Origin of the sequence: Paracoccus subflavus, from assembly GCF_004310345.1 — a bacterium.
GTDB lineage: Bacteria > Pseudomonadota > Alphaproteobacteria > Rhodobacterales > Rhodobacteraceae > Paracoccus > Paracoccus subflavus.
Window position 1 is genome coordinate 38855 of record NZ_SISK01000006.1, and the last position, 18469, is coordinate 57323.

The following is an 18469-nucleotide window of genomic DNA, read 5'->3' on the forward strand; positions in this document are numbered from 1 at the left end:
GTGGCTGCCGATGGAAATCGTGCGAATCATGTCAACCCCTCTGGTTCCCTCTGGTTCCATTCTTGTCACGAAATGGTTTCAAAAGAATTAACGAAATGGCAACATACGACGTTTTGAGGCATCGTGAGGACGAAACCGGCAGGAATGCGCCCTCAAAGCCACATCTGCAAGACCGGGATCAGGGGAATGTCCGCCGGGGGCATGGGGTAATTTCTCAAATCCCCGGCGCGAACCCAGGCCAGGCTCTGACCTTCCTGCGGACGGACGATTCCCTGCCAGCGGCGGCAGGCATAGACCGGCATCAGCAGGTGGAAATCGTCATAGCTGTGGCTGGCGAATGTCAGCGGGGCCAGGCACGAGGTCCAGGTGTCGATGCCCAGTTCCTCGTGCAGTTCGCGAATCAGGGCTGCTTCGGGCGTTTCGCCGGGCTCGACCTTGCCGCCGGGAAATTCCCAAAGGCCCGCCATCGCCTTGCCTTCGGGGCGCTGCGCCAGCAACACGCGCCCGTCAGCGTCGATAAGGGCCACGGCGGCGACAAGGACGGTTTTCACGATCGGTAATCGGCGTTGATGTCGATGTAACCGTGCGTCAGGTCGCAGGTCCAGACGGTCCGCGCCCCCTGCCCAAGGCCCAGATCGACGCCGATGACCAGATCCTGCTGTTTCATATAGGCGCTGGCGGCGGACTCGTCGTAATCCGGCGCGCGCCAGCCGTTTTCGGCCAGAACCATATCCCCGAACCGGATGGTCAGGCGGTCGCGGTCGGCGGCTGCGCCGGACTTGCCCACGGCGGCGACGATGCGACCCCAGTTCGCGTCCTCGCCGGCGATGGCGGTCTTGACCAGGGGCGAATTGGCGATGGCCATGGCGACCTTGTGCGCGTCCGTGTCGGATGCGGCACCCGTCACCCGCACCTCGACGAACTTCGTCGCGCCCTCGCCATCGCGGACGACAAGCTGCGCCAGTTCGCGCATCACGCCATGCAGCGCGGTGACGAAATCCGCGCCCACCCCGCTGTCCAGCGACATGATCGGCGCCGCGTTGCTGCGCCCGGTCGCGGCCAGGATCAGCGCGTCCGAGGTGGACGTGTCGCTGTCCACCGTGATCGCGTTGAAGGTCGAATCCAGGCCGGACGACAGGGCCCGCTGCAACAGCGGCGCGGGAATGGCCGCGTCGGTAAAGACATAGACCAGCATCGTCGCCATGTCGGGCGCGATCATGCCGGACCCCTTGGCGATACCGGCGATGCGGATATCGCCACCCTCGCCCGCGACGGTGGCCGAGGCGCCCTTGGGAAAGGTGTCGGTGGTCATGATCGCCCGCGCCGCATCGGCGATGCCGCCCGCATCCAGCGCCGCAGCCAGATCGTCCACGATGGCGACGATCCGGTCGTGGGGCAGCGGCTCTCCGATCACCCCGGTCGAGGACGAAAATACCCGCGATGCCGGAACGCCTGTGGCCCGCGCCACCGCGGCCGTCACCGCATCGACCGATTCCTGCCCCCTTGCGCCGGTAAAGGCATTGGCATTGCCCGAGTTGACGATGATCGCCGCCCCGTCCGGCGCCTCGCCCCCCTGCGCCAGCTTGGCCTGGTTGTCCAGCACGCAGGCCGCGCGGGTCGAGGATCGGGTGAACGCCCCCGCAACGGTCGATCCCGGCGCGATGCGGATCAGCGTCACATCGGTCCGGCCCTGGTATTTCACGCCCGCCGCGCCGCTGGCGAACTCGACGCCCGCAATCACCGGCAGGGCCGGAAAGCCCGCCGGCGCCAGTGGCGAGACGGGAAGCCCCGCCTTGCCCATGCTATTGGGCCTCCAGCAGATCGGTGCTGTTCATCAGGGCGGGGTCGATCCCCTCGACCTTTTCGACCGTCGCCTCGCTGGTCAGGCGCTGGATTTCGCCCTGCACCCGGTCGCGCAGCACCATCTGGGCGATCTGGTCGCGCACCTCGTCCAGCGGCGGGGCGTCGCGCAGGCGGGTGTCGTCCAGCCGGATCACGTGCCAGCCGAATTCGGTCTGCACCGGGTCGGAAATCTGCCCCTTTTCCATCGCGCTGACCGCGTCGGCAAAGGGCTTGACCATCTGGTCGGCGGAAAACCAGCCCAGATCGCCCTTGTTCGGACCACTGGGACCGGTCGAGTTCTGTTCGGCCAGCGTTCCGAAATCGGCCCCGCCGTCCAACTGGGCTTTGACCTCCCTGGCCTTTTCCTCGGAGTCCACAAGGATATGGGCCGCGGAATATTCGGTCGTGGGCTGGGCCTCGGCGAACATCCCGTCATAGGCCGCCTGAATCTCCTGATCCGTCGGCTCGGCCTTGGTGATCTCGGCAATGGCGGCAGAGGCGAGGACGTTGCGGCGCTGGAGATCCAGTTGCGCCCGGACGGCAGGGGTTTCCGTACCGGCCGAGGCCACCGCGCTTTGCTGGATCAACTGGTCCAGCATCAGATCGTAAAGCGCGGCGTCCGGCAAGGTGGCCATCTGCGGGTCTTGCGCGGCGGCCTGCTTCATCACGATCATCTGGCCCAGGGTGATGGGCGTGCCGTTCACGGTGGCCACCACCGTATCGGCGCTGCGGTCCTGGGCCAGGACGGGCATCGCCAGCGGTGCAGCCGCCAGCAGGGCGGCCAGGATCGACGGTTTCAGCATGTGGGTTTTCCCTCGAATGATGCGCCCGTTCCAACCGATGCCGGATCGGGCCGACGTTGACAGTCTGGCGGGCGAGGCATACATCCCGGATCAACTCCGTGAAAGGCGCCGCCGCCGCGTTCGTTCAGGCCCCTGATACGGCAATGCGGAAGGCCGGGGCAAGTGGCCCGGCCGTGACCGCCTTTCCCAACAACGTGATTGCGAAGGTTTACATGCTCGGCATCGGACAATTGGCGAAAAAGGTCTTTGGCAGCCCCAACGACCGCAAGGTCAAGGGCACGCGCGGGCTGATCGCCCGGATCAATGCGCTGGAAGACCAGTTCCGGGCGCTGAGCGACGGGGGCCTGACCGATAAGACCCGAGAGCTGCAATCCCGCGCTGCAAGTGGCGAAAGCCTGGACGACCTGCTGCCCGAAGCCTTTGCCAATTGCCGCGAGGGTGCGCGCCGCGCCCTGGGGCTGCGCGCCTTCGACGTGCAGTTGATGGGCGGCATCTTCCTGCACCAGGGCAACATTGCCGAGATGAAGACGGGCGAGGGCAAGACCCTGGTCGCGACCTTTCCGGCCTATCTGAACGCGCTGACCGGCAAGGGTGTCCATATCGTCACGGTCAACGACTATCTGGCGAAACGCGACGCCGACTGGATGGGAAAGGTATTTCGCCAACTTGGCATGACGACGGGTGTCGTCTATCCGTTTCAGCCCGAACCGGACAAGCGCGCGGCCTATGCGGCGGACGTGACCTATGCCACCAACAACGAACTGGGCTTTGACTATCTGCGCGACAACATGAAGGGCAGCGTCGAGGAAATGGTCCAGCGCGGTCACAACTTCGCCATCGTGGACGAGGTGGACAGCATCCTGATCGACGAGGCGCGCACCCCGCTGATCATCTCGGGGCCCAGCCAGGACCGCAGCGAACTGTATGTGACGCTGAACCAGTATATCCCGCTGCTGACGGACGAACACTTCAAGCTGGACGAAAAGGCCCGCAACGCCACCTTTACCGAGGAAGGCAACGAATTCCTGGAACAGCGCCTGCAGGCCGACGGCATCCTGCCCGAAGGCCAGACGCTGTATGATCCGGAATCCACCACCATCGTCCACCATGCGAACCAGGCCCTGCGCGCTTGGAAGCTGTTCAACAAGGACCAGCACTACATGGTCCGCGACGGCGAGGTGATGCTGATCGACGAATTCACCGGCCGGATGATGAAGGGCCGCCGCCTGTCGGACGGGCTGCACCAGGCGATCGAGGCCAAGGAAGGCGTCCAGATCCAGCCCGAGAACGTGACGCTCGCATCCGTGACCTTCCAGAACTATTTCCGGCTATACAACAAGCTGGCGGGAATGACCGGCACGGCCGCGACAGAGGCCGACGAATTCGCCGAGATCTACAAGTTGGGCGTGGTCGAGGTTCCCACGAACCGCAGCATCGCGCGCATCGACGAACATGACCGCGTGTATCGCACCGCGCAGGAAAAATACGCCGCCGTGATCGAGGCGATCAAGGATGCCCATGCCAAGGGTCAGCCCACCCTGGTCGGCACCACCAGCATCGAAAAGTCGGAAATGCTGTCCGAGATGCTGAAAAAGCAGAACATCCCTCATAACGTCCTGAACGCCCGCCAGCACGAGGCCGAGGCCCAGATCGTCGCCGACGCGGGCAAGCCCGGCGCCGTGACCATCGCCACCAACATGGCCGGTCGCGGCACCGACATCCAGTTGGGCGGCAATGTCGAGATGAAGGTGATGGAGGCCCTGGCTGCCGACCCCGGGGCAAATCCCGACCAGCTTCGCGCCCGGATCGAATCCGAACATGCCGCCGACAAGGAAAAGGTGCTGGCCGCCGGGGGCCTGTTCGTGCTGGGCACCGAACGCCACGAAAGCCGCCGGATCGACAACCAGCTTCGCGGCCGTTCTGGCCGGCAGGGCGATCCCGGCCGGTCGCTGTTCTTCCTGTCGCTGGACGACGACCTGATGCGCATCTTCGGGTCCGAGCGGCTGGACAAGGTCCTGTCCACCCTGGGCATGAAGGAAGGCGAGGCGATCATCCACCCTTGGGTCAACAAGTCGCTGGAACGCGCCCAGGCCAAGGTCGAGGGGCGCAACTTCGACATCCGCAAGCAGTTGCTGAAATTCGACGACGTGATGAACGACCAGCGCAAGGCGATCTTCAGCCAGCGCCGCGAGATCATGGACAGCACCGAAGTGGGCGAGATCGCGGCGGACATGCGCCATCAGGTGATCGACGATCTGGTCGATGAGTTCATGCCGCCGAAAACCTATCCCGAGCAGTGGGATCTGGAAGGACTGAACGCCGCGATCCGCGAACGGCTGAACATGAACCTGCCGGTGACCGACTGGGCCGCCCAGGAAGGCGTGGATCAGGATGCCCTGCGCGAGCGGATCGAGAAGGCCACCGATACCTATATGGCGGACAAGGCGCAGGCCTTTGGCCCCGAAAACATGCGCAACATCGAAAAGCAGGTGCTGTTGCAGATGATCGACCAGAAATGGCGCGACCATCTGCTGACGCTGGAACATCTGCGCTCGGTCGTGGGCTTTCGCGGCTATGCCCAGCGCGATCCCTTGTCAGAGTACAAGACCGAGGGCTTCCAGTTGTTTGAAACCATGCTGGACGGGCTGCGCTTCGACGTGACGCAGCGCCTGGCGCAGATCCGCCCCCTGACCGAGGCCGAGCGCGACGAAATGCTGCGCCAGATGGCTCAGCAGCAGAAAGCCGCGCAGGAACACCTGACGATGGAACACGGCGCAGACCGGCAGTCCGACGACGATGCCGACAAGCCTGAACCGCTGGTCGAAGGCTTTGACGAAACCGATCCCGCAACCTGGGGCAATCCGTCGCGCAACGACCCCTGCCCCTGCGGATCGGGCAAGAAGTTCAAGCATTGCCACGGCGCCTTCTAGGGCGCCGTTTCCTCAGCCCAGCCGCGCAGGCAGCACCCATCCGCGCAGCAGATCGCGTGCCGGCATCGGCTTTTTCCCGGCCCTTTGCGCCTCCAGCACCTCGACCGCGCCATCGCCGCAGGCGATGGTGAACCCCGGCAAGACCTGCCCCGGTGCCCCTTGGCCCGCGGCCACCCGGCTGCGCAGCAGCTTGACCCGTTCCCCCGCGACCTCGCACCAGGCGCCGGGAAAGGGCGACAGCCCCCGGATCTGCCGGTCCACCACGGCTGCGGGGCGCGTCCAGTCCACCCGTGCCTCGGCCTTGTCGATCTTGGCGGCATAGGTGACGCCTTGCTCGGGCTGGGGGACCGCAGGCAAGGGCAGCCGCGCCAGCACATCGACGATCAGATCCGCGCCCATCCCTGCCAGGCGGTCGTGCAGGTCGGCGGTGGTTTCCTCGGCCCCGATCGGGGTCCGCGCGCAGGCCAGCACCGGCCCGGTGTCCAGCCCCGCCTCCATCTGCATGATTGCCACACCGGTTTCCGCATCGCCCGCCATGATCGCGCGGTGGATCGGCGCCGCCCCGCGCCAGCGCGGCAGCAAAGAGGCGTGGATGTTCAGGCAGCCCAGCCGGGGCGCATCCAGCACCGGCTGCGGCAGGATCAGCCCATAGGCGACGACCACCGCCACGTCGGCCTGCAAGGCCGCGAAGTCGGCCTGATCGGCGGGATCGCGCAGGCGCAGGGGTGTGCGCACCGGCAGCCCCAGATCCAGCGCCGCCTGGTGCACCGGCGTCGGACGCGGCCTTTGCCCCCGTCCGGACGCTCGGGGTGGCTGCGAATACACCGCCAGGATGTCGTGTTCCTGGGCCACCGCCTGCAATGCCGGAACCGAAAACCCCGGCGTTCCCATGAAGATCATGCGCATCGGCAGGCCCTTTCCTTTTCATGCAGGCATTCCGGGGGCTCCGGGGCTGCCGGCCCCGGCCTTGTCACCGGCGCGCCAGCTTAGCCGATTTCTGGACCAGCATCTTGCGACGCAGGGGTGACAGATGATCGACGTATATCCGCCCGTCCAGATGGTCGATCTGATGCTGCACGCTGGTCGCCCACAGGCCTACGAAATCGCGGTCCTCGATCTCGCCCGCCTCGTTCAGGAACCGCACCGTCACCGCGCGCGGCCGACTGACAAGGGCGGAAACCCCCGGCAGGTTCGGACTGGCTTCCTCGTGGCTGCGAGACTGCACACTGGCGTGCAACACCTCGGGATTGGCCATCCTGACCGCCTGCCCCCGTTTGTCGGACGCGTCCACGACCGCCAGCCGCAGCATGATCCCGATCTGCGGCGCGGCCAGGCCGACGCCCGGCATGGCCTCCATCGTGTCGATCATGTCGTCCCAGATCATCCGCACCGTTTCGGTCACAAAGTCCACCGGATTGGCGGCGACATGCAGGCGGCGGTCGCCATAGGGAATAAACGGTCGGACGGTCATGCAGACGGCCTTCCCGGGAAGCCCCGCTTATGCACGGGCCTGCTCGCGCTTCAGCTTGACCATCTTGCGGGTGATCATCTGCCGCTTGATGGCCGACAGATGGTCGATGAACAGGATGCCGTTCAGGTGATCCAGCTCGTGCTGGGCGCAGGTGGCCCACAGCCCGTCGAACTCCTCCTCGTGCGTCCTGCCGTCAAGGCCCAGCCAGCGCAGCCGGACCTGCCGGGGACGCGTCACCTCGGCATAATGCTCGGGGATCGACAGGCAGCCTTCCTCATAGGTGTTCAGATCCTCGGACACCCAGGCGATCTCGGGGTTGACCAGAACCATGGGCCTGCGCTCGGCCTCGGGGTCGCGGGTCGCGTCCATCACGAAGACGCGCGACAACACCCCCACCTGCGGCGCGGCCAGCCCCACCCCCGGCGCATCGTACATGGTCGCCAGCATGTCGGCGGCCAGGGCCTCGATCTCGGGGGTGATGCGGGACACCGGCTCGCAGACCTTCTTCAGGCGCGGGTCGGGATGGATCAGGATCGGGCGCAGGCTGCTCATGTTCCGCGATTTAGGGCAAGGCTTCACCATAAGCAACAACCGCCCTATGCATGGGAAAACGGCAGCAGGCAGGACCATGACCCATCCCGATTTCGACCAGATCATCGACCGTGTTGGCACCCGCTGTTCCAAATGGGACGACATGCAGGCAGCCTATGGCGTCGCCCCGGACGACGGGCTGGCGATGTGGGTGGCCGACATGGACTTTCGCCCCCCTGCCGCCGTGCAGCGCGCGGTCGAGGATATGGCGGCCCATGGCATCTATGGCTATCCCGGCGCGAACCCCGCCTATCTCGAATCGATCCGCTGGTGGATGGAAAACCGTCACGGCTGGCAGATCGAGACGGGCTGGATCTCGACTTGCGCGGGTCTGGTCAACGGCGTGGCCATGACGATCGATGCCTATACCCGGCCGGGCGATGGGGTGGTCGTGATGTCGCCCGTCTATCACGCCTTTGCCCGCGTGATCCGTGCCGCGGGGCGCGGGCTGGTGGAACTGCCGCTGACCCTGCAGGACGGGCTTTACCGGATGGACTGGCCCGCCTGGGAAAACCGCCTGACCGGCACCGAAAGGCTGCTGATCCTGTGTTCGCCGCACAATCCCAGCGGCCGCGTCTGGACCGACGATGAACTGCGCCAGGTCGCCGATTTCTGCGTCCGCCACGACCTGATCCTGGTCTCGGACGAGATTCATTGCGACCTTGTCATGCCCGGCCACAGGCACCGCATGACGGCCCTGGCCTGTCCCGACATCGGCGACCGGTTGGTCACGCTGAGCGCGGCCACCAAGACCTTCAACATTGCCGGCGCCCATATCGGCAACGCCATCATTGCCGAGGACGGCTTGCGAAGCCGGTTCCGCGCGGCGCTGGGCGCGCGCGGCATCTCTCCGGGACTGTTCGGGATGGATATGGTGGCCGCGGCCTATTCGACCGAGGGGGCGGCCTGGGTCGATGCGCTGATCGAATACCTGGACGACAACCGCCGGCTGTTCGACAGCGGCATCGCGGCGATCCCCGGCCTGCGGTCGATGCCCTTGCAGGCGACCTATCTGTCCTGGGTGGATTTCGCGGGCACCGGCATGGCGCCCGCCGAATTCACCGCCCGTGTCGAACAGGGCGCCCGCATCGCCGCCAACCACGGCGCCACCTTCGGCACCGGGGGCGAGACGTTTCTGCGCTTCAACATCGCCACCCCTCGCGCCCGCGTGGCCGAAGCGGTGGCCCGCCTGCAGGACGCGTTCGCGGACCTGCAATAGGCCCGCGTTGCAATCGCGCGCCCCTGCGATCATATAGGGGCGCAACCCGAACAGCCCGAAGGCAGTCACCGCATGGTCTATCTGGATTTCGAAAAACCGCTTGCCGACATCGAAGGCAAGGCCGAGGAGCTTCGCGCCCTGGCACGCAAATCCGAAAACGCCGTTGACGTGGAAAAAGAGGCGGCGGCCCTGGACCGCAAGTCCGCCGACCTGCTGCGCGACCTTTATCGGTCGCTGGACCCATGGCGCAAGACGCAGGTGGCCCGCCATCCCGACCGCCCGCATTGCCGCGATTACATCGAGGCGCTGTTCACCGAATACACGCCCCTGGCCGGCGACCGGGCGTTTGGCGACGACCATGCGGTAATGGGCGGGCTGGCGCGGTTCAACGACGCGCCCTGCCTGGTGATCGGACACGAAAAGGGCAATGACACCAAGACGCGCATTCACCACAATTTCGGCATGGCCCGGCCCGAAGGATACCGCAAGGCGATCCGGCTGATGGATCTGGCCCATCGCTTCGGCCTGCCGGTCATCACCCTGGTCGATACGCCCGGCGCCTATCCCGGCAAGGGCGCCGAAGAACGCGGGCAGTCCGAGGCCATCGCCCGCTGCACGCAGAAATGCCTGGATATCGGCGTGCCTTTGGTCAGCGTCATCATCGGCGAGGGCGGATCGGGCGGCGCGGTGGCCTTTGCCACGGCCAACCGCATCGCCATGCTGGAACATTCGATCTATTCGGTAATTTCGCCCGAAGGATGCGCCTCGATCCTGTGGAAGGACGCCGAACGGATGCGCGAGGCGGCCGAGGCGCTGCGCCTGACCGCGCAGGATCTGAAAAGGCTGGGCGTCATCGACCGCATCATCGCCGAGCCCGTTGGCGGCGCGCAGCGCGATCCGGCGGCGGCGATCAAGGCCGTGGGCGAGGAAATCGCCACGATGCTGGCCGAACTGGATGGCCGGAAACCCGCCGATCTGATCCGCGACCGGCGCCGGAAATTCCTGGACATGGGATCGAAAAGCCTGGCCGCCTGAGGCGGGTCAGGCTGCGGGAGCCCCCTGCGGGGCGAACCCCGCCTCGGCCATCAGGCGGTCGGAATTGCTCTCGATTTCGGCTTCCAGGCGGGCGACGAACCCTTCGGCCGGAACGCCCGGGGGGATGGTGGGCAGGAACTCCACCACGGCGCGGCCCGGCCGGATGCCCCAGCCCTTGCGGGGCCAGAACAGGCCGGTGTTGACCGCGACCGGCACCACCGGCAGATCGGTCGCGGCACGGATGGTGCCAACCCCGTGCTTGTAGGGACGGCGTTCACCCGGCAGGGTGCGGGTCCCTTCGGGATAGATGATAAGCTGACCCAACCCGTCGCCCGACAGGCGGCGGTTGATCTCGGTCGAGATGGCGCGCATGGCGTCGCGCCCTCGCGTCCGGTCGATGGGGATGCAGCCGACCTTCCAGGCATACCAGCCCATGATCGGCACGCGCATCACCTCGCGCTTCATGATAAAGGCGCGGCGCGGAACGGCATGGGCAATGACCAGAATGTCCAGAAAGCACTGATGCTTGGCCGCGACGATGCAATCGCCCGTGGGGGGCGTTCCGCGCACCTCGCAGGCGATGCCCAGATGCAGCCGCGCCGCCCACAGCATGTAGCCGATCCAGCGGGTCGCCACCCGGTTCGCCCCCGCCCGCCCATGGCGCAGCAGGGACGGCAGTCCCGCAAGGCCCAGCACCAGCGTCGCCAGCACCACATGCAGGTAATAAAGCCCGTTCTGAAAATATTGCCAGGCTGTCAGGGGGCCGGGAACGGACCGATCCCTGTGTCCGGTCATCGCACCGCCCCCAGCATCTTCAGCGCCGCCCAGCGGGTCGCCAGAAAGCCGACAACGGCGGCGGTGACGGGGATCAGCAGGGGCACCAGCCAGCCCCAGCCTTGAAAGCCCAGGCCCGTCAGGAACCCGCCTGCGGCATCCATGGGGGGCAGCATGGCGATGCCCGCCATCCCGCACAGGGTGCCCACCGCCGCCCCCAGGGCCGCGCGCTTGGTAAAGCGGCGCACGAAAGCCGTGGCAATGGTGATGTCGCGGGCCCCGATCAGGCGCAGCACCCGGATCACCTGCCCGTTCGCCGCCAGGGCTGCCTTGGCTGCCAGTGTGATCATCGAGGCCGAGGCTGCGGCGATCAGCACCAGAGAGATCACCCCCAGCAACCGCAGCCGGTTCGCCGCGCTGACCAGCGGGCGGCGCCATTCGGTATGGTCGTCCAGCACCGCGCCCGGCGCCTCGGCCTCGAGCCGCAGGCGCAGGCCCTGCGCGTCGAAATCCCGTCCCGTGACGGGCAGGTCGATCAGCGCGGGCACCGGCAGCGCATCGACCGGCATGTCGGGCCCGAACCAGGGCGCCAGAAGACCGGCCACCTCGTCCGGGGGCAGCAGGCGCGGCTGGCCGGCGCCGGGCGTGGTTTCCAGAATGCGCAGGGTTGTCTGGGCCAGGGCTGCCTGTTCATCGCCCGGCGCGCTGACGCGCACGGTGACTGAACCGGCCAGTTCGCTGGCCCAGCGGTCTGCCAATCGCCCGGTTGCCAGCGACAAGGCCAGGGCAAAGACCGCCAGAAAAGCCATCGCCCCTGCCGAAAACAGCGTCAGTTGGGCGGTGAACCCCGTGGGCGGCACGATCCGGTCGCCCGCTGCGCCATCGCGCATCAGCCCATGCCACAGCGACCGGAGGCTCAGGGTCCGCAGTTCAGTCCGTTTCACAGATCAGCCCCCGCCAGTTGCAATGTTCCGTTCGCGATCCGCAGCACGCGCGCCGCGACCTGTGCCTTGACGGCGCGGATCAGGGTCAGGTCATGGGTCGCCACCAGCACGGTCTTGCCGGACTTGTTCAATTCGATCAGCAACTGCATCAGCCGCACCGACATGTCCCAGTCCAGGTTACCCGTCGGTTCGTCGGCAAGGATCAGGTCGGGCGACAGGATCACGGCGCGCGCCAGGGCGGCGCGCTGACGTTCGCCGCCCGACAGGGACGGCGGCAGGGCGCGGGCGTGCTGGGACAGGCCTACCCAGCCCAGAAGGTCACGCAGCGCCTCCATGTCCACGGACTGGCCCGACACGGTCAGCGGCAGGGCGACGTTTTCGGCCACCGGCAGATGGTCCAAGAACTGCGTGTCCTGATGCACCACGCCCACCCGCCGGCGCAGGTCCGCGATGCCGTCGCGCGTCAACCGGCGCACATCGTCGCCAAAGGCCGTCATCTGCCCGGATGTCGGCAGCAGATCCGCATAGCACAGGCGCAACAGGGTGGTCTTGCCCGATCCCGATGGCCCGGTCAGGAAATGAAACAGGCCCGGTTGCAGGCTCAGCGTCATGTTCGACAGCAGCTCGGGCCCTCCGTGATAGCCGAAGCCGACATCCCCCATCTCGATCAAGCGCTGTCCTTTCCTGCATTCGTCCCCTGGCCCGCTTGGAAGCCGGGCCTGCGCTTGATAGAACAGCCACAAGGCGAATGCGAGGGGTCGGCATGGCGGAAATACGGTTGGTCTGTCCGGGTTGCGCCGCGGAATACCGCCTGTCCGACGCAGCCATCCCCCCCCAGGGGCGCGAGGTCGAATGCAGCGGCTGCGGCCATGTCTGGCACGCGACGCCCCTGACGACGCGTCTGGCGCTGGTCGATGCCATGATGCCTCCGGCCCAGACCGCGCCCGGCCAGACCCCGCCGCTGAACCGTTCTCTGCCCCCCTCGGTCCTGGAGATCCTTCGTGACGAGGTGGAACACGAACGCCGCGCCAGGGCGGCGGAAACGGCGATGTCTGCCAGTGCCGAAGCCCAGGGGCCCGCGCCGGACACGGCCCGCAGCCCGGCGGACCCCGACTGGCCCGCCACGACCATCACCCGCCACATCGACCCCCGCCCGTCGCCGCACGGGGGCGATACCCCCGCCCCGGCCGAACCTGCGCCGGACGTACCAGCTGCGGCCCCGGCCGAGGCCGCCAGACCCAACGTCAGGCAGATGCCGTTGGTCCGTCCGGCAGACCCGCCACGAGACGTGGAAACCGCCGGCAGGCCAGGCCCAGGCCGCTATGCGGCGGGATTCGTCTTTGCCGTCATGCTGGCGGTCACCGGCGTCGTTCTTTATGCGATGACCCCGGCGCTTACGGATCAGGGCACCCTGGGCGAGGTTCTGGATCAGGCCCGCGCCCAGGCGGACGGGGTTCGTCTGTGGCTTCAGGATCGTGCGGACATGCTGGTGCGCTGATCAGAACCGTTCCAGCAAACGGCCCAGATAGTCGCGCTCGTCCTGCGGGCGGTCGATCTGGCCGCTGCGGCGGCGGATCTCGTCCAGCAGGTCGCGGGCACGGCGGGCAGGATCGATGCCTTCGGCCAGCGGATCGCCCCCGGCGATGACATTGCCGTTGCCGTCGCGCTGACGCCCCAGGGGGTCCAGCGCCGGGCGCTGGTCATAGGTTTCCCCCGCAGCGCCCGCGCGGTCGCCTGCGCCCGGCTGCTGGCCTTCCTGACCGGGCTGCTGACCCTGTTGGCCCTGCTGGGCCTGCTGCTGGTTCAGCATGTCGCCCAGGGCGCGCATTCCTTCGCGCATCGACTCGATGGCATCGGCCTGACGCTGCAGGGCGCCGCCGGTATCGCCGTCGCGCAGGGCCTGCTCGGCCTCGTCCATGGCGCGGCCCGCCTCGTCCAGTTGGCGCCGTGCCTCGTCGCCGCCGGGCGAGCCCTGGCCAGGCAGCAACCCCTGCTGCTGGCCCAGTTCCTCGCGCAACTGCTGCTGGCGGTCGGCCAGTCCCGGGGCGTTCGGCGACGGCTGGCCCGACTGGCCCTGCCCGAACTGGTCCTGCATGTCCTGGAACGATTCGTCGGAAAGGCGCTGCTGCTCGCGCAGCGTTTCGGCCAGCCGGTTCATCGGCTGGTTGCCGCTGCTGCCCTGTTGGCCCTCGCCCGCCTGGCCCTGCTGGACCTGAAGATTCTCCATCATCCGGTTGAACTGTTCCAGCAGTTCCTGAGCCTCGGCCATGCGGCCCTCGTTCATCAGGCGCTGGATCTCGTCCATCATCTGCTGGATCTGATCGCCGGTGATCTGCTGGCCCTCTTGATCGCCGGTGAATCGCTCGGACGGATCCTGCTGCGCCTGCTGTTGGGCCAGCATCTCGGTATAGGCATCCGTCGCGGCCTTCAGTTCGTCCATCAGGCGCTGGATCTCGTCGGGGCTGGCGCCGTTGCGGATCGCCTCGGACAGTTTCTGCTGGGCCTGGCGCATCCGCTCCAACGCGTCGGACAGCCCGCCATCTTCAAGCTGGACCGCCGCCTGCCACAGGGCCTCGGCCAGATCGTCGCGGGCCTGATCGCTCAGCCGTTCGCCCTCCAGCAGATCGACCGCGCCGCGCAGGTCGGCATACAGGGGCTGGGCCACGAAGCCGTCCGGGCGCCAGGTGACGGCGCGCAGGATCTCGGCGCTGCGGCCGGCATTGTCGCGGGACCACAGCAGGTCGCGGCGCAACTCGATCAGCGCGGCCGCCAGAGGGTTGAAAAACCGCCGCCCCGGCAGAACGGTGTGCATCGGCTGGGCGTCGCCCACCTGCTCGATCCCGTCGATGGCGCGCAGGGACAGGCTGACCGGCAGGTTGGCCCAAGGATGGCGCGACAGATCCTCGGTCAACTGGCCCGCAACCTGCCGGCGGTCCCCGCGCGGCAGGGGCAGGGTCAGGGCCACCGGCTCGCGCGGCTCGGGGTCGATGGACAGGCCAAAGCGGCGATCGACCGCCGCCAGATCCAGCGCGATGACAGCCTGGGCCGAGGCAACGCCATGATCGTCCTCGGCCTCGAAATCCTGAACCATGCGGCCATCGGCCCGCCGCACCGGCGCGGCGCCGGCGCGGATCAGGGGCGCATTGTCGGGCAGCACCGCCACGTCGAAGCGTCGCCCGGACACCTCGATGGTGCCGGACTGTTCGGCGCGAAATCCCGGTGCCTGGGGATCATCAGCCAAGGCGGGACCGATGTCCTGAACGACCTCGGCACCCGCGCCATACAGGCGGAAGGTGACCTCGCTGCCCTTGGGCAGTTCAAGCGCCTGCCCTTCGGCCAGGGCATTGAGATAGATCGTCGGACGCCGGGTATAGGCGGGGGGCTCGGCCCAGCCTTCCCAGCCGGGCCCGGTGGGCACGGCCCCGGACACGCCCGGTCGGCCCATGGTCGCGGCCAGCGCCTCGACCCCCTGCCCCATCTGGGCCGCGCCGCCAAAGATCAGCGCCGTCACAAGCGCCACCAGACCCGCCAGCCGCAGGGCAAAGGGGTCGCGGCGCGCCAGCCCGGCATCGGGCCGAACCGCCCGCGCGCCGACAGTCCGGGCCTGCATCTGCGCCATATGGGCCCGCCACAAGGCACCCTCGCCGCCCAGGGCCGCGCGGTCGGACAATGCCGCCAGCGGCCGCCCCGGCAGGGTGCGGTCCAGCCGGTCCAGCGCGTCGGCCATGCGGATACGCCGAAACCGGATGCCCCCCCGGATCGCCGACCAGATCAGCCCCAGCAGCACCGCCCCCGCCAGCCATGGCAGCACCGGCCCCGGCACCGCGGCCACGACGCCCAGCGCCAGCGCCGCAAGGGCCAGCGCCAGAACGGTGGCCAGCGGCCAGAAGGCACGCGCTGCCTGTTCCCATATCATGCCCCAGCGCGTCAGGCGCAGGGCGCGGGCGACAGGACCCTTCCTCGTCAGAAAAATACCCTCAGCCGTCCCGGGGTCCGAAGCCCCCGGCTGCGACGTCGTATCATGATGCCGGGTCAAAGCCATTCCGGGATGCTATCGCGCGCCAGCATTTCCTCAAACGTCGGCCTTGCCCGGATGACGGCGAAGTGATCGCCGCTGACCAGGACCTCGGGCACCAGCGGCCGGGAATTGTATTCCGAAGCCATCACCGCGCCGTATGCCCCCGCCGAACGGAAGGCGATCAGGTCGCCTGCCGCCATTTGCGGCAGTTCGGCCCCCTTCTGAAAGGTGTCGCCCGATTCGCAGACCGGGCCGACCACGTCGAAGGGCCGCACCGGCGCGCCCACCGCCGGTTCGGCCACCGGCACGATGTCGTGGTGGGCGCCATACATCGCCGGACGCGCCAGGTCGTTCATGGCGGCGTCCACGATCAGGAAATCGCGCCCCTCGCCCTGCTTCACATAGATCACCTGCGACAGCAAGACGCCCGCGTTGCCGACGATGTTTCGGCCCGGCTCGATCTCGATCTCGCAGCCCAGATCACCGACCGTCTCGCGGATGACCTGGCCGTATTCGATGGGCAGGGGCGGGGCGTTGTTGTCGCGGCGATAGGGAATGCCCAGGCCCCCGCCCAGGTCCAGCCGCGAGATCGCATGACCGTCGGCGCGCAGCGTTCGGGTCAGGTCGGCCACCTTGGCATAGGCCGCCCGAAACGGCTCCAGGTCGGTCAACTGGCTGCCGATATGCACATCGATGCCCACCACCTGCAAACCCGGCAGTGCCGCCGCCTCGGCATAGACCTCGGCCGCGCGGGCGATGGGAATGCCGAACTTGTTCTCGGACTTTCCGGTGGCGATCTTCTCGTGTGTCCTGGCGTCCACATCGGGGTTTACCCGCACCGCCACCGGCACCACCGCCCCCATGCTGGCGGCCAGCGCCGACAGCGCCCGCATCTCGGGTTCGGATTCCAGGTTGACCTGACGGATGCCGCCCTCGATGGCCATGCGCATTTCCGCCACCGTCTTGCCCACGCCGGAAAACACGATCCGGTCGCCCGGCACGCCCGCGGCCCGCGCCCGCGCGTATTCGCCGCCCGACACCACATCCATGCCCGCGCCCAGATCCCCCAGCAGCTTCAGCACCGCAAGGTTGCTGTTCGACTTGACGGCGAAGCAGACCAGATGGTCCGTCCAGGCCAGCGCCTGCCGGAACAGCCCGAAATGCCGTGTCAGGGTAGCGGCGGAATAGACATAGACCGGCGTTCCGACCTGGGCCGCGATGCGCGTCAGGGGCACATCCTCGGCGCAGAGCTCGCCCCGATGGTAGTTGAAGTGATCCACCTACAGCTCCGTGATCACGCCCATCGTGGCGTGGCCGGAAATCGAGACGTTGGACTGCGCCGCCGTCCGGGGTGCCGGGACAGGCCGCTCTGGCGGGCCATCGACGCCGCAGCCTGCCAGCCCCGTCACCACCAGGATCGTGATCCATTTCATGCCAGATTCTCCTTCCAGCGATTGATCTGCGCGCGCACCTGATCCGGCGCCGTGCCGCCCTGGCTTTGCCGCGATGCGACCGAATTGTGAACGCCCAGCACGCCAAAGACCGCCTCTGTTATCCCCCCGTGAACCGCCTGCATGTCGGCCAGCGTCAGGTCGGGCAGGTCGCATCCCTTGCCCTCGGCCAGCGCCACCAGCGACCCTGTCACATGATGGGCATCGCGGAACGGCAGTCCCAGTTCGCGCACCAGCCAGTCCGCCAGGTCGGTGGCGGTCGAAAACCCGGCCGAGGCCGCGGCCTCCATCCGGTCGCGGTTGGCGGTCAGGTCGGACAGCATCCCGGCCATCGCGGCCAAGGCCAGCATCAGGTGGTCTGCGGCGTCGAACACCTGTTCCTTGTCCTCCTGCATGTCCTTGGAATAGGCCAGCGGCAGGCCCTTCATCACCGTGAACAGCGCGACCGTGGCCCCCAAAATGCGGCCGATCTTGGCGCGGATCAATTCCGCCGCATCGGGATTGCGCTTCTGCGGCATGATCGAGGATCCGGTGGACCACTTGTCCGACATCGACACAAAGCGGAACTGGGCCGAGGACCAGATCACCAGTTCTTCCGCCAGCCGCGACAGGTGGACGGCGCAGATGCTGGCGGCGGAAAGATATTCCAGCGCAAAGTCCCGGTCGCTGACCGCATCGAGGCTGTTGGCCATCGGCCGGTCGAAACCCAGATCGCGCGCCGTCATCTCGCGGTCGATGGGATAACCGGTGCCCGCCAGCGCAGCCGCCCCCAAGGGCGATTCGTTCATCCGGCGGCGGGCGTCCCGGAACCGCGACAGGTCGCGGCCGAACATCTCGACATAGGCCATCATGTGATGACCCCAGGTCACCGGCTGGGCGGTCTGCAGGTGGGTGAAACCGGGCATGACCCAATCGGCCCCCGCCTCGGCCTGCGCCAGCGCCGCGCGGATCAAGGCAGTAAGCGCGTCGATCGTCGTGTCGCACTGGTCGCGCACCCACAGACGAAAGTCCGTCGCCACCTGGTCGTTCCGGGACCGGCCCGTGTGCAGGCGGCCCGCCGGTTCGCCGATGATCTCCTTCAGCCGGGCCTCGACATTCATGTGGATGTCTTCCAGGTCGGTGCGGAAGGGGAAATCGCCCGTCTCGATCTCTGACAAGACGGTGAGCAGCCCTTCCCTGATCGCCTCGGCATCGTTAGTGCTGATGATGCCTGTCGCGGCCAGCATCGCCGCATGGGCCCGGCTGCCCCGGATGTCCTGGGCGTAGAGCCGCCGGTCGAAGCCGATCGAGGCGTTGATCGCCTCCATGATCGCGTCGGGACCTGCGGCAAAGCGCCCGCCCCACATGCTGTTGGCGGCATCCCGTTGCGGCCGGTCGGTCATTACTGCGTC

17 protein-coding genes are annotated in these 18469 nt (G+C 67.4%); 4 read left to right on the forward strand and 13 right to left on the reverse strand.

Annotated elements, in window-relative coordinates; genetic code table 11:
- Positions 1-152 precede the first annotated feature (152 nt).
- The 3 genes from EYE42_RS09265 to EYE42_RS09275 are packed head-to-tail and all read right to left on the reverse strand — an operon-like array spanning position 153 to position 2645.
- Positions 153-551 (reverse strand): (deoxy)nucleoside triphosphate pyrophosphohydrolase, encoded by a 399-nt coding sequence (locus EYE42_RS09265; protein ID WP_130991047.1) that lies wholly within the window; start codon positions 549-551, stop codon positions 153-155.
- Positions 548-1801 (reverse strand): bifunctional glutamate N-acetyltransferase/amino-acid acetyltransferase ArgJ, encoded by a 1254-nt coding sequence (gene argJ, locus EYE42_RS09270; RefSeq protein WP_130991048.1) that lies wholly within the window; start codon positions 1799-1801, stop codon positions 548-550. The genes EYE42_RS09265 and argJ overlap by 4 nt, the downstream gene beginning before the upstream one ends.
- A gap of 1 nt (position 1802) precedes the next feature.
- Complete coding sequence (locus EYE42_RS09275) at positions 1803-2645, reverse strand: peptidylprolyl isomerase (protein ID WP_130991049.1); 843 nt, start codon at positions 2643-2645, stop codon at positions 1803-1805.
- 212 nt (positions 2646-2857) lie between these two features.
- Between EYE42_RS09275 and secA the strand changes: the two genes are divergently transcribed.
- Positions 2858-5575 carry a preprotein translocase subunit SecA gene (secA, locus tag EYE42_RS09280; RefSeq protein WP_130991050.1) on the forward strand — a complete coding sequence of 906 codons (2718 nt, stop codon included), beginning with the start codon at positions 2858-2860 and terminating at the stop codon, positions 5573-5575.
- Between the two features lie 12 nt (positions 5576-5587).
- On the opposite strand, the gene fmt is transcribed toward secA, so the two are convergent.
- The 3 genes from fmt to def (EYE42_RS09295) form a co-directional block, all read right to left on the reverse strand.
- Complete coding sequence (gene fmt / locus EYE42_RS09285; RefSeq protein WP_130991051.1) at positions 5588-6481, reverse strand: methionyl-tRNA formyltransferase; 894 nt, start codon at positions 6479-6481, stop codon at positions 5588-5590.
- A 64-nt stretch (positions 6482-6545) separates the two neighbouring features.
- Positions 6546-7046: a peptide deformylase gene (def, locus tag EYE42_RS09290; RefSeq protein WP_130991052.1), complete on the reverse strand. Its 501-nt coding sequence runs from the start codon at positions 7044-7046 to the stop codon at positions 6546-6548.
- 27 nt (positions 7047-7073) lie between these two features.
- A complete protein-coding gene (gene def / locus EYE42_RS09295; protein WP_130991053.1) occupies positions 7074-7598 on the reverse strand; it encodes a peptide deformylase in 525 nt (174 codons plus the stop codon).
- A gap of 76 nt (positions 7599-7674) precedes the next feature.
- On the opposite strand from def (EYE42_RS09295), the gene EYE42_RS09300 reads away from it, so the two are divergent.
- Both EYE42_RS09300 and EYE42_RS09305 read left to right on the forward strand, forming a co-directional pair.
- Entirely contained in the window at positions 7675-8856 is a 1182-nt protein-coding gene (locus EYE42_RS09300; RefSeq protein WP_130991054.1) for a MalY/PatB family protein, read from the forward strand.
- A 72-nt stretch (positions 8857-8928) separates the two neighbouring features.
- The gene (locus tag EYE42_RS09305) at positions 8929-9891 is read left to right on the forward strand and encodes an acetyl-CoA carboxylase carboxyltransferase subunit alpha (RefSeq protein WP_130991055.1); all 963 of its coding nucleotides are present in this window, start codon (positions 8929-8931) and stop codon (positions 9889-9891) included.
- 6 nt (positions 9892-9897) lie between these two features.
- Here EYE42_RS09305 and EYE42_RS09310 read toward each other — a convergent pair whose 3' ends face one another.
- From EYE42_RS09310 to EYE42_RS09320, 3 genes are read right to left on the reverse strand one after another with little or no spacing between them, the layout of a single operon-like run.
- On the reverse strand, positions 9898-10686 hold the full coding sequence (locus EYE42_RS09310) for a lysophospholipid acyltransferase family protein (RefSeq protein WP_130991056.1): 789 nt from the start codon (positions 10684-10686) through the stop codon (positions 9898-9900).
- A complete protein-coding gene (locus tag EYE42_RS09315) occupies positions 10683-11609 on the reverse strand; it encodes a cell division protein FtsX (protein ID WP_130991057.1) in 927 nt (308 codons plus the stop codon). The genes EYE42_RS09310 and EYE42_RS09315 overlap by 4 nt, the downstream gene beginning before the upstream one ends.
- A complete protein-coding gene (locus EYE42_RS09320; protein WP_130991058.1) occupies positions 11606-12280 on the reverse strand; it encodes a cell division ATP-binding protein FtsE in 675 nt (224 codons plus the stop codon). Before EYE42_RS09320 ends, EYE42_RS09315 begins: the two co-directional genes overlap by 4 nt.
- Before the next feature lie 92 nt (positions 12281-12372).
- Between EYE42_RS09320 and EYE42_RS09325 the strand changes: the two genes are divergently transcribed.
- Positions 12373-13107, forward strand: coding sequence for a zinc-ribbon domain-containing protein (locus tag EYE42_RS09325; RefSeq protein ID WP_165455752.1), 735 nt, complete (start codon positions 12373-12375; stop codon positions 13105-13107).
- Here EYE42_RS09325 and EYE42_RS09330 read toward each other — a convergent pair whose 3' ends face one another.
- The 4 genes from EYE42_RS09330 to argH are packed head-to-tail and all read right to left on the reverse strand — an operon-like array spanning position 13108 to position 18460.
- A complete protein-coding gene (locus tag EYE42_RS09330) occupies positions 13108-15582 on the reverse strand; it encodes a DUF4175 domain-containing protein (RefSeq protein WP_342772707.1) in 2475 nt (824 codons plus the stop codon). It lies immediately after the preceding gene.
- A gap of 59 nt (positions 15583-15641) precedes the next feature.
- Positions 15642-16907, reverse strand: a complete 1266-nt coding sequence (gene lysA / locus EYE42_RS09335; RefSeq protein ID WP_130991061.1) for a diaminopimelate decarboxylase — start codon at positions 16905-16907, stop codon at positions 15642-15644.
- The gene (locus tag EYE42_RS15985; RefSeq protein ID WP_165455753.1) at positions 16908-17060 is read right to left on the reverse strand and encodes a hypothetical protein; all 153 of its coding nucleotides are present in this window, start codon (positions 17058-17060) and stop codon (positions 16908-16910) included.
- On the reverse strand, positions 17057-18460 hold the full coding sequence (argH, locus tag EYE42_RS09340; RefSeq protein ID WP_130991062.1) for an argininosuccinate lyase: 1404 nt from the start codon (positions 18458-18460) through the stop codon (positions 17057-17059). Before argH ends, EYE42_RS15985 begins: the two co-directional genes overlap by 4 nt.
- Between the last annotated feature and the right edge of the window lie 9 nt (positions 18461-18469).